Annotated in this window: 11 protein-coding genes; 3 read left to right on the top strand and 8 right to left on the bottom strand. The window is 29.5% G+C overall.

Annotated features, from left to right (window positions below; all coding sequences use genetic code 11):
* Window positions 1-20: 20 nt before the first annotated feature.
* The 7 genes from BUE22_RS13325 to BUE22_RS13355 all read right to left on the bottom strand — a co-directional run bounded on the left by BUE22_RS13325 (window position 21) and on the right by BUE22_RS13355 (window position 7,533).
* Window positions 21-1,268 (bottom strand): hypothetical protein, encoded by a 1,248-nt coding sequence (locus BUE22_RS13325; RefSeq protein WP_124020532.1) that lies wholly within the window; start codon window positions 1,266-1,268, stop codon window positions 21-23.
* A complete protein-coding gene (locus tag BUE22_RS13330) occupies window positions 1,265-2,524 on the bottom strand; it encodes a glycosyltransferase family 4 protein (protein ID WP_073395434.1) in 1,260 nt (419 codons plus the stop codon). The genes BUE22_RS13325 and BUE22_RS13330 overlap by 4 nt, the downstream gene beginning before the upstream one ends.
* Before the next feature lie 3 nt (window positions 2,525-2,527).
* On the bottom strand, window positions 2,528-3,577 hold the full coding sequence (locus BUE22_RS13335) for a polysaccharide pyruvyl transferase family protein (protein ID WP_084540259.1): 1,050 nt from the start codon (window positions 3,575-3,577) through the stop codon (window positions 2,528-2,530).
* Complete coding sequence (locus BUE22_RS13340) at window positions 3,574-4,938, bottom strand: lipopolysaccharide biosynthesis protein (RefSeq protein ID WP_073395435.1); 1,365 nt, start codon at window positions 4,936-4,938, stop codon at window positions 3,574-3,576. The genes BUE22_RS13335 and BUE22_RS13340 overlap by 4 nt, the downstream gene beginning before the upstream one ends.
* 32 nt (window positions 4,939-4,970) lie before the next feature.
* Window positions 4,971-6,053 carry a GDP-mannose 4,6-dehydratase gene (gmd, locus tag BUE22_RS13345; protein ID WP_073395436.1) on the bottom strand — a complete coding sequence of 361 codons (1,083 nt, stop codon included), beginning with the start codon at window positions 6,051-6,053 and terminating at the stop codon, window positions 4,971-4,973.
* 84 nt (window positions 6,054-6,137) lie between these two features.
* A complete protein-coding gene (locus BUE22_RS13350) occupies window positions 6,138-7,091 on the bottom strand; it encodes a GDP-L-fucose synthase family protein (protein ID WP_073395437.1) in 954 nt (317 codons plus the stop codon).
* Between the two features lie 16 nt (window positions 7,092-7,107).
* A complete protein-coding gene (locus BUE22_RS13355; protein ID WP_042565194.1) occupies window positions 7,108-7,533 on the bottom strand; it encodes an adenylyltransferase/cytidyltransferase family protein in 426 nt (141 codons plus the stop codon).
* Between the two features lie 419 nt (window positions 7,534-7,952).
* Between BUE22_RS13355 and BUE22_RS13360 the strand changes: the two genes are divergently transcribed.
* From BUE22_RS13360 to BUE22_RS13370, 3 genes are all read left to right on the top strand, one after another.
* Window positions 7,953-8,903, top strand: coding sequence for a hypothetical protein (locus BUE22_RS13360; protein ID WP_073395438.1), 951 nt, complete (start codon window positions 7,953-7,955; stop codon window positions 8,901-8,903).
* Window positions 8,904-8,996: 93 nt separating this feature from the next.
* The gene (locus BUE22_RS13365; RefSeq protein WP_042565192.1) at window positions 8,997-10,859 is read left to right on the top strand and encodes an ABC-F family ATP-binding cassette domain-containing protein; all 1,863 of its coding nucleotides are present in this window, start codon (window positions 8,997-8,999) and stop codon (window positions 10,857-10,859) included.
* Window positions 10,860-10,963: 104 nt separating this feature from the next.
* Complete coding sequence (locus tag BUE22_RS13370) at window positions 10,964-11,746, top strand: O-methyltransferase (RefSeq protein WP_073395439.1); 783 nt, start codon at window positions 10,964-10,966, stop codon at window positions 11,744-11,746.
* Here BUE22_RS13370 and BUE22_RS13375 read toward each other — a convergent pair.
* Complete coding sequence (locus BUE22_RS13375; RefSeq protein ID WP_073395440.1) at window positions 11,739-12,257, bottom strand: hypothetical protein; 519 nt, start codon at window positions 12,255-12,257, stop codon at window positions 11,739-11,741. The genes BUE22_RS13370 and BUE22_RS13375 overlap by 8 nt on opposite strands.
* Between the last annotated feature and the right edge of the window lie 41 nt (window positions 12,258-12,298).

Raw genomic sequence — 12,298 nt, forward strand, 5'->3', positions numbered from 1 at the left:
ATGTGGAGAATTTTTACTTTTTAAATAATTTTTAAATGTTTATTACATATGGATTTAATTTCATAATCTGTGAGCGATCTAAATCTTTTGCTCATACAAACACTTATAGCTAAAAAAATAAAAATTGTGCTTATTGAAAAAAAATTACGATCTTCAATAAAAGAAAACATCCCCTTAAATGCCACCCAAAGCCCAATCATTACACAAAACCAGTTTTTAGATTTGTATACACCTAAATAGGAAGCCTTTATAAAAAGTAAAAAATATAGTAATCCTCCAATAATTCCACCCCATTGTATGTAATTTAACATACCAGATTCAGTTCCCCTTCTTCCTTCTTTATAAATAACATCAAAATCGGCATATGAAATATCTGTGAGTGAAGTCTTCGTTTTTCCTGATGCTCCAAGACCAAATAAAAATGAATCCTGTCTTTCTAATTCTCCAAAAACATCATTATATATTGCTGTTCTCGAATCAATTAATAAATCTTGACTTTCTTTTTTTTCATCAACTACAACCCAACTTAAACTTTCACCTATTAAAAAAACATTAAAAATACCTGACAAACCTAAAATTAAAAAAACAGGTGGAAGTGCTAATAGTGCGAGCCTTAACGTTTTTATTGTTGCAAAAATCCATTTCTTTTTTCTCCATATAAAAGTTGATACAATTACAAATACAATAATAATGTTTAACATATTTGCACGGTTCGTAAATACGCTAAAAAAGAAAACAGCGGCAACGGTGATAATAAAAATGCTGTTTTTTTTATCTAAATAAGGTATTATTAGTACAATAAAATAAATCGGGGAAAGTGATTTGATGAAATTTATTGATAATTCTGGCTCAATAACATAAATCAAAAGACACAAAAGCAAACCATAAGTCAAAAAAGTTCTAATTGTATCTATTACAAATGAAGGATATAATGCTATATATAGAGAAAAATGTGTAACTAAATATAACGGTAATACATTAGAAAACATAGACTTCCAATCTTCGATGGATTGTGCATCTAACAACCCTCTTAGTAGAACAATTAAATTATAAATTATAAAAAGATAAACGTAATTTATTCCATCAAATTTCCTTGCAATACTAACCCTTGATACATATAATCTATTAATTATATATATTATTCCAACAAATATAGGATATGAACATAAAATTGACGCAATAGCAATTCTTCCTGGATAAATACTATTATATAAGCTTGGAATTATTGAGAAAATAACAGCAAGTTTGATAATTTTTCTTATGATCACTTAAGTATTTTTATATAAGTTTCCATTAAACTCTCAACTATTTTTTCCTTATCATGTCTTTCTAAAGCTTTAATCCTAGCTTTAATCCCCATTTCGAAATAGCGGGTAGGAGATTGATTATAATTAATTATCTCACTAACCAGTTCAAAAACCCCATTAGCTGGTATTAGAATTCCGGTTTCATTATGTGCCACTATCGTAGAAAGTCCACCAACATTACAAGCGATAATAGGAATGCCTAATATTTGAGCCTCACAAACACTATTAGGGCTATTATCAATATAAGATGGATGTACAAATAAATCAGAATCGATTAACAATGAGCATAAATTCTCTGAACTTTTTTTACCTAAAAAGTTAATGTTAACATTTTTAGGGTTTATTTTTAATTCATTAGAAAAATATTTAACTAATGGATTATCTTCACTTAGCCCTACTATATTCCAAATAAATTTAATATTGGTTTGTTTTTTTAATTGTTCAGCACTTTTCAACACAATATCAATTCCTTTATAAACGGTTGCAGATAGAGTTGAAACAATAATTATCGTTTCATGTAATTCATATTTCGTTTTAGCATTATCATAAAATAAAGGTCTTAATACTTCTTCAATATGAAAATAATTGGCAGATGGAGCAAATATTTGGGAAACAGATTGATCCCAAGTAGTTCTCCCCATAAGATATTTAGCTATTGATAAATGTTCTTTTTCTCTTTTTGCTTGATTCTGGAAACGTAGGAATGAACTATATACACCACTGCCTATAAGATTTTGTAAAAAAAAGTACCTACTAAAAAGAAAATTAATTCGGGAATTATTTGGAGGGAAATAAGTATTCAAATATGGATTTATTAGCCCTTGAATATGAATAACTACAGGTATATTAGTATATCCTTGAATTTTAGCAAACACACCCTCAGTACCAAAAATTTGAATAAGATCCGGTTTGAAATCCTCAACTACCTCTAGTAATTTTGGAATAATTATTTCATCTACTTCTAAATTTCCACAGAGTCCATTAATAACTTTCCTAATTGGTGCTTTTCTGGATGGTTTTACAAAAATAGGATAATAGGTTGTTTTATCTCTTTTCATTTTCTCATTACCTTCGTTATGAAAAAAAGAAATTGCCAATTCAATATTTTCTTCCTTGTTCAATAACTCTTCAAGAGACTCTATCCAACCACCTCCATTATAAGAATGTTTGCCATGATCATATTTAGATGCTGTATTTGTAAACCAAAGAACTTTCATATCTTATTTTAACTTTATAGCCTTTAGCCATTTATCGATATTATCTTGTGGCAATTTTATATCTGTAACGTAATCATTCTCGATAAAAGAAATACAGTCATTAACGTCTTCTCTCTTTATTACATTTAAATTTACGTCTTTACCTATTTCAATAGCTCTATTATCTACAGCTAAAATTAAAGTTCTTACATTTTTTTGCAATGCTCTTACGCCCGCATGTAAACGTGTACCTATATAATCAACATTTGATTTATTTAACATTTCATCAAAAGCTTCGATTGTGGGTGGAATTAATTCAATATTATTTAAATCTCCTCTTATTTCATCATAATAGTTTAAATCGCTCAACCCTTGTATCCACAAATATACTTTTGAGTAGTTTTCTGATAAAATTTTAAGCATTTTAAAATCTAAATCTGCATTTTTATGGTAAAATGTTAATGTCGTTATAACTTCTTCTCCTTTACTAACAGGAACAAGCTTACACTTTTCAGGAGTTAATCCCCACAAAGTAGGACAGCTGGTATTGACAACATTATCTATTCCAATACTTTTCAATTTTTCGAATGTATATTGGTCTCTTACAGAATGTAAAACATCCTTATTTAATATAGTCTTATAAATACTTTTTGTATATCCATTTATATTGCCTTGATATTGCCACCATCCACACCCCATCAAAACAACTTTGTTTTTTAAAAACTTCTTGTGAGATCTGTGTATTTTCCATTGATGACGTACTTCTAAATTTGAAGACAATAAATTAGTTCCTGATACAAATAGCAAATCTTTTTCTCTCATTAAATCCATAGCATCATATGAAGTATGTAATTGAGTTGGGAAATTAGTAAATAGGTCATCAGGATAAACAGACCTTAATTTTTTATATACACTATCATATATGATTAAATCCCCAAGATTTGAAGTACCTATACTTGGATTAAGTATACCAATATCATTATACTCTTTTTGTTGTTTTTTCCTTGCAGATCTTAAATTAGTGATTAGATATGCCTTAAAATACGTTTTAAAAAAAATTAAATTTTTAATCATTTGTTCCAAATTCCCGTAGCGGTGTTATTAATTAATTTATGATATTGAATTGGTCTAAGAATTACAGAATAACCTAAAGAAAAACAAGTTGCTAACACAACCCCAGTGGATCCCCAACCTAGATATTTTCCAAACAAAATACTTAGAGGTATGTTTATTATCATTGAAATAACAGATGTAATAATTTGCAATTTAATTTTTCCGACCCCATTAATAAAATTAACATAAATCATATTATAAGTCATCAAAGCAACATAAAATGCAATTGATAAAGAAAGCTGAATTGGAATTATAACCTTATCTCCAACCCACCAGCTATAGAACCAGTTTGATATAAAAACCATTATAATAAGGCTTATAGGAATTAAAAACCATATCTTTTGAATGTTACTTACTGATCTCTTTATCCACTCATAATCTTTATTCGCATATGCTTCAGTAAAAGATGACCAAAAAGGTGTTATAAGTAGACCATAAACAATTGTAACAATGGAGAAATACTTAAATGCTATATTATAAGGAACAACTTCTTCAGGACCAAATAATCTAATAATAATAAAATTATCAGTAGAAAATAATACCATGGCAGCTATTTGAATAATAAAAAATTTAAAACCCAATCCCGTTATTTCATGCAGATAACTTTTTTTCCATAAATTAAATTTTGGCTTAAAATCTTTATACCTTCTATTAAATGCGAAAAAGTTTAAAATTACTAAAAGAATTACCGGTATTCCTGAAAATATACTACCAAAAATAAGTAACGAACTGTTATCTGTTTTTGTAAGTCCCCATATAGCTAATAAAGACAATACTTGTCCTAAAAATTGTACTTTAGTATCAATAGAATGATGTTGATCTGCTTGATAAATAGTTATTATTAATTTTACAATTAATTGTAAAGTAAAAAAAGTAAAAATAACTGGTAAAAGAATTCTCAAATCTTGTTTTAAACTAGCCCTTGTATTAAATACAGATGTCCAATCTATAAAAAAATTCAAAAACAAGAAAATCAACAGTAAAATCACACTAATACTAGAAATTGTAAAATATGCAGAACTAACAAAAGATTGAGCCTTCTTATAATCACCCAATGCTTTTGCTTCGGCAAACTTGTTTCTTAATCCATTTCCCAAACCAATATCAAAAAAAGAAAACCATGAAATAAAAGAACTTAATGTTAACCAGACTCCATAATTTTCAGAATCCAAATAATTGATAGTTAATGGCACTAAAATAAAATTTGCAATTATAGATCCTATCTTAAAAAAAAATGACCAACTTATATGCTTCGCAATATTAATAGTACGGTCACTTTTCAAACCAACCTTTTCATGAACTTTATTAATTATTTTTCTCAATTTTAGCTTTTATATAGTTTTATAACCTTTCTTTAATACAACTTCAAATCACACTCTATCATCTCTTTAACTAAAGCAGCTAAATCATATTTGGGCTCCCAGCCTAATTGAGTTTTAGATTTAGTAGGATCTCCAATTAAAAGATCCACTTCTGTAGGTCGATAATACTCCGGATCTACACGTACTACTACTTTACCTTTTTCTAGTTGATATAAAGGATTGTTACAGGCTGCTATTTTAGCTACTTCGCTTTCATTTTCTCCTTCAAAATCCAGTTCTATTCCAACTTCTGCAAAAGCCATGATAACAAAATCTCTTATATATGTTGTTACACCTGTGGCTATTACATAATCTTCTGCTACCTCTTGTTGTAAAATTCTCCACATTGCTTCGACATAATCTTTTGCATGTCCCCAATCTCTTTGTGAATTTAGGTTTCCAAGGTAAAGACATTCTTGTTTCCCTTTTGCAATAGCAGCCGTTGCCATGGTGATTTTACGTGTAACAAAAGTTTCACCACGTCTTGGAGACTCATGATTAAACAAAATACCGTTACAAGCAAACATGTTATAGGCCTCACGGTAATTTTTAGTAATCCAAAAACCATAAATCTTAGCTGCACCATATGGAGAACGAGGATAGAATGGTGAGTTTTCATCATAAAATCCCTTTTCATTTTTATTTTCTGTCATCCCTCCATAAAGTTCAGAAGTGGATGCCTGATAAATTCTGGTTTTTTCGCATAATCCCAAAATTCTTACTGCTTCTAATATTCTTAATGTACCTATTCCATCTACATTAGCCACATATTCAGGAGAATCAAAAGATACCTTAACATGCGACATTGCTCCTAAATTATAAATTTCATCAGGCTGTACTTCCTGAATTATTCTAATAATATTAGTTGAATCGGTCAAATCTCCATAATGCAATTTAAAATTAACATGTACCTCATGCTGATCCTGATAAATATGATCAATTCTTTGTGTATTAAAAGAAGAGGCACGTCGTTTAACACCGTGTACCTGATATCCTTTTTCTAATAATAATTCAGCTAAATATGATCCGTCCTGACCAGTGATCCCTGTTATAAGTGCTACTTTTTGTGTGCTCATAGATTTGAGTTATAATTTATGATTATGAGTTATAATTATGAATTGAGAGTCCTAAGCACATGATACTTTATTCTCCCAAATTCCTTACTTCAACTTTACTTGTTTAAAATTTTCTGTGTTTTCTAAAAACCAGTTGTAAGTCTTTTGAATTCCTTCTTTTAAATCAACTTGATGTTTCCATCCCAATTCATGCATTTTAGAAACATCCATTAATTTTCTTGGGGTTCCGTCTGGTTTGGTTGAGTCCCAAATAATTTCTCCTTTATGACCTGTAATTTCCTGAATTATTTCTGCTAATTCTTTAATTGTCAAATCTTCGCCTGTTCCAACATTATATAAATAATCCGGTAATTTATTTTCTAAGGCAAAAACTACTGCCTTGGCCATATCGTCTACAAATAAAAATTCACGCATTGGTAAACCACTTCCCCAAAGGGTTACCGGTGCGTGATTATTTTCTTTTGCTTCATGAAATTTCCTTATCATGGCAGGCAAAACGTGAGAAGTGTTTAAATCAAAGTTATCATATGTTCCATATAAATTTGTGGGCATAAGACTTACATAATCCTTCCCGAATTGATTTCTAATAGCCTGACATGTTTTTACCCCTGTAATTTTCGCAATAGCATACCACTCATTTGTTGGCTCAAGAGTATCTGTAAGTAGGTATTCTTCCTTTAATGGTTGTGGAGCTAATTTTGGATAAATACAAGAACTGCCCAGAAAAATAAATTTATCAACGTCATTTTGTAATGCAGAGTCAATTAAGTTATTCTGAATTTGCATATTCTCCATAATAAATTGATATGGAAAATCATTGTTTGCCAAAATTCCGCCAACACGTGCCGCAGCATCAATAATAACTTCAGGATTTTCTTTTTTAATGAAATCGCGAACTGCTTGTTGATTTCTAAGATCTAATTCTTTACTCGAAGCACCAATTAAATTACTAAATCCATTTTCTGATAAAGTTCTCCAGATGGCACTTCCGACCATACCTTTATGGCCTGCAATATAAATTTTCGTGTTTTTATTCATTCGTCTATTTCAAAAATTATTTAGCTATTGATAATTCTCTAAAAGCCACTTCCTTTCGCAAGCCACTACTAGAAAAACGATGATCCCGTACATTATAGAATAATTCTATCCCTTTTTCTTCGCAATAAGTACGTCCGGTAAAATCCTTTTCTTTGTACTCATCACCTAAAATTCTGACATCAATTTTAAAGGATGTTAAGATGTCATTTAAATCTTGTTCGGTTGCGTAGGGAACTATTTCATCTACAAATTTACAACCTTTTAGCTGTATATATCTCTCAACAACTGTTTGTGTTGGACGATTCTTTTCCGGGCGATCCAACGTTGGATCCGTCTGCAAACCTACAATCAAATAGTCACATTGCTGTTTAGCTTCTTCCAGCATTTTAATGTGACCGGCATGCAATAAATCAAAAGCACTAAAGGTGATTCCTACTTTCATAATTTTACATTTTTTTAGTTAATAGAATTTTATTTACACATAACCTGTTTGTACAGCTTCGCTATTCCAACTCACATTTTAGAATGAGTTAGAAATTGTAAGAAGACACAAAAAACAAAGACAATCTTTAAATATATAGATGTCAATTTATTAAAAATCAAATAAATAATTCAATTCTATGACTAATATACGCATTATTTTCTTGCAAAAATAACACATGAAAATTGCTACAAAAAATCAAAATGAAGGAAATGCCTTATTTTGACATAATAAAAACGTAATATTTTTATTTATCATAATTTTACCTAAAAAAAAATACACTATAAATAAAAAACATCGTATTCTTACAAACTGAAAAAAAATAAAAAAATTATAATTATTTTACATTTATATTTAAAATAAAAAGTAGAAACCTAGTAATGAAAACATTAACATTCTATTTATTTTTGATTTTTACATCGACAAACGGTCAAATTATCGGATGTATGGACTCTTTTTCCAAGAATTACAATCCCATGGCTGTAGAAAATGACGGAAGTTGTTTGTATAAAAGTCTAAAAATACGATCTCAATACTCTATTAGACTAAGCGATTCGATAAGGGAAACATCAGGAATAATTGCTTTCGATAATTTATTATGGACGCATAATGATGACCATGACAAAACGATTTACGGATTAGATTCTTTAGGAAAAATTCAAAAAAAAGTTGTTTTAGACAAAGTTGTAAATCATGACTGGGAAGAAATATCACAAGACAGCTCATATCTATATATTGGTGATTTTGGTAATAATTATTCCGGAAACCGAACTGATTTACATATTCTAAAAATAGAAAAAAAATCATTTTTAGAAGAAACTCCAATTATCGAAACTATTTCATTTAGATATTCAGACCAAAGTGATTTCAGTTTAAAAAAACATAACACAACAAATTTTGATTGTGAAGCTTTTATCGTTTCAAAAGACAGTATTTACTTGTTTACCAAACAATGGGAATCTACAAAAACCAGTATTTATGTTTTACCAAAACAATCAGGAAATTATATTGCACAATTCAAAGATAGTCTCGATATTAAAGGATTAGTGACCGGAGCGACGTATATAGAAGATAAAAAATTGATTGCGCTTTGCGGATATTCAAAAATGGGAAAATCTTTTTTATACTTATTATATGATTTTCTATCTGGTAATAAGAGAAAAATTGAACTTCAACTATCTTTTCATCAAATCGAAGGAATTACCACAAAAGATGGTTTACATTATTACTTAACAAACGAATCTTTGATTCGAAAACCTGTTCTAAATACGCCGCAGCAAATTCATTATTTTGACTTAAGTCCAATATTGAATTCCTATCTCCATAAATAATTCGCAAATCGAGATATAATAACTTACTTTTGCAAAAAAGTTCCGTTTTGTAAAACATTCAGAACTTATAATTTATAACTCATATTTTACAAAGTGAATTACTTATCTGTCGAAAATATCTCGAAGTCTTTTGGTGAAAGAACCTTATTTGACAACATCTCATTTGGTATTAATAAAGACCAAAAAATAGCTTTTATTGCCAAAAATGGTTCTGGAAAAACAACTATTATGAGTATTATTAATGGTTTGGACGAACCAGATACGGGACAAGTTGTTTTGAGAAAAGGAATTAGAATGGCATTTCTTTCTCAGGATAATAATTTACAGGAAGAACTGACGATCGAAGAAAGCATTTTTGCTTCAGATAATGAAACTTTGAAAATAATTGAAGCTTACGAAAAAGCGCTTGAAAACCCAGACGACGAAGAAGCATATCAGAAAGCTTTTGACGGAATGGATCAGCATAATGCATGGGATTTTGAAACGCAATACAAGCAAATTCTATTCAAATTAAAACTGGAAGATTTTAAACTTAAAGTAAAAAATCTTTCGGGTGGACAAAAAAAACGTCTTTCATTGGCGATTATCTTAATTAATCGTCCGGATTTATTGATTCTGGATGAGCCAACCAACCACTTAGATCTTGAAATGATCGAATGGCTTGAAAGTTATTTTGCAAAAGAAAACATTACGTTGTTTATGGTTACACACGACCGTTTCTTTTTAGAGCGCGTTTGTAATGAAATCATTGAATTGGATAATGGAAAACTTTATCAATATAAAGGAAATTACTCTTATTATTTAGAAAAAAAAGAAGAACGAATTGCTTCTGAAAATGCAAGTGTAGACAAAGCTAAAAACTTATTTGTAAAAGAATTAGAATGGATGCGTCGTCAGCCAAAAGCGAGAACGACAAAATCAAAATCGCGTCAGGATGATTTTTATTTAATTAAAGAAAAAGCACAAAGTCGTCGTCTTGAAAATAAAGTCGAACTTGAAATTAATATGGAACGTATGGGAAGCAAGATTATCGAGCTTCACAAAATTTCAAAAAAATTCAAAGATCACGTTATTCTGGACAATTTTAGTTTCGATTTTCAGCGTGGAGAACGTATCGGAATTATTGGTAAAAACGGAACCGGAAAATCTACTTTTTTAAATCTTCTTACCGGAACAATCCCTCTTGACAGCGGAAGAGTTGTAAAAGGCGAAACTATAAAAGTGGGCTATTATACGCAAAGCGGAATCAACCCGAAACCAAATCAGCGCGTTATTGATATTATTAAAGAATACGGAGAATTTATTCCGCTTGCAAAAGGCAGAATGATTTCGGCTTCACAATTGTTGGAGCGTTTTCTTTTTGATGCTAAAAAACAATACGATTTTGTCGAAAAATTAAGTGGAGGAGAATTAAAACGTTTGTATTTGTGTACGGTTTTAATTCAGAATCCAAACTTTTTAATTCTTGATGAGCCTACAAACGATTTGGATATTGTGACGCTAAACGTTTTGGAGAGTTTTCTTTTAGATTATCCGGGCTGTTTATTGGTAGTTTCGCACGACCGTTATTTCATGGATAAGATTGTCGATCATTTATTTGTTTTTAGAGGTAATGGCGAAATTGAAAGTTTTCCAGGAAACTATTCTGATTTTAGAGCTTATGAAGATAGTGCTGATGTTGCTCAAAAAGAAGAAAACAAAGCTGAAAAGAAAGATTGGAAACAAAATAATCCAACAGGAAATTTAACTTTCAACGAACAAAAAGAATATCAAAAACTGGAAAGAGAAATTAAAGATTTAGAAATCGAAAAAACTAAAATCGAACAATTATTCTCTGATGGTAAGGTAGCTGACGCCGATATCGAGAAAAAAGCAAACGAATTACAAAATATCATTAATAAAATAGATCAGAAAGAAGAACGCTGGTTTGAATTATCAGCTAAAATTGAGGGATAAGATTATTCCACAGAGATGCACAAAGAAAAACACAGAGTTACACTAAACTTTATTTTTTCTTTGTGAATCTTCTCTTTTCTTTGTGAACCTTTGTGAAATAAATCATGTTGCACATCATAAAATCATACATCAAATTCCTTTGGAACTCTAAAAATGAACATGCTGTTCATTCGCCGTTTGTATTTAATTTATTGACGAAATGTTTTTATGATAAAAAGTCAAAACCAGAATATTCTATTTTAAAAAACTACAGAAAATCTCTTCTTCGAAATAAAAATTTCATAGAAGTTACAGATTTTGGTGCTGGTTCAAGAGTTTTTAAATCGAATAAAAGACAGATTTCTAAAATTGCTTCGACTGCCGGAATTTCTCCAAAAAGAGCTGAATTATTATTTAGAGTAACCCATTATTTTCAGCCAAAAAATATTCTTGAAATAGGAACTTCTTTAGGATTAGCGACTTCTGCTTTGGCTTTAGGCAACACAAAAGCAAACGTTATTACTCTGGAAGGCTGTCCTCAAACATCAAATGTGGCCAAAAATCAATTAAATCAATTTGATTGTAAAAATGTAGAAAATATTATTTCAGAATTTGAATCTTTTTTAATTTCTGAAAATCTACAATCTACAATCTACAATCTAATATACTTCGACGGTAATCATTCTAAAAAAGCAACTTTAGCCTATTTTGATCTTTTATTACCAACAATAGACAATGATTCTGTTTGGATATTTGATGACATTCACTGGTCGGAAGAAATGGAAGAAGCCTGGGAAATTATAAAAAATCATCCAAAAGTAATTGTAACCATTGATACTTTTCAGTGGGGATTTGTTTTCTTTAGAAGAGAACAAAAGAAAGAACATTTTGTAATTCGGGTTAATTAACAAAAACGTCATCAGGTATTCCTTTTTTAAATAATTCCTGATATTCCAGGATATCATCAGATTCTACCACAGGATAATTAAATAATAGAAAACTATTTTGAGGTCTTTTCTGTTCATAAATAATTAAATAATTTATGGTCGTATCAGGTTTTTTATCCGGAATATCTACAAAATCATTCTCTTCAACAACGTTCGATATTAATATATTATTGACAACATAATCATAATCAACTTGTCCCTTAACTTTTCGTCCTCTTCCAGATTTATAATAAGTAATTTTTCCTTGTGTTAAGCCATAATTCTCTTTTATTTTTATAACAGAATAAGTTTCTTTCAAAGCTTTGAAGAATAAAAAAACACCAATAAATAATAAAGCAAAAATAGCAAGTAAATTCGAAATTTTAAATGTAGAAAAGTTCTCAAAAAAGTAACAAAGTCGAAAAAGCAATATCGTAACGAAGATTACAATAAGTGCATAAAAAAAAGGGTTCATAGTAAATAAAAATTCCATTTTCAGTATTTAAATAGCTAAAGTAAATTTTTATTATAACT

The organism is Flavobacterium pectinovorum, from assembly GCF_900142715.1.
Classification (GTDB): Bacteria; Bacteroidota; Bacteroidia; order Flavobacteriales; family Flavobacteriaceae; genus Flavobacterium; species Flavobacterium pectinovorum.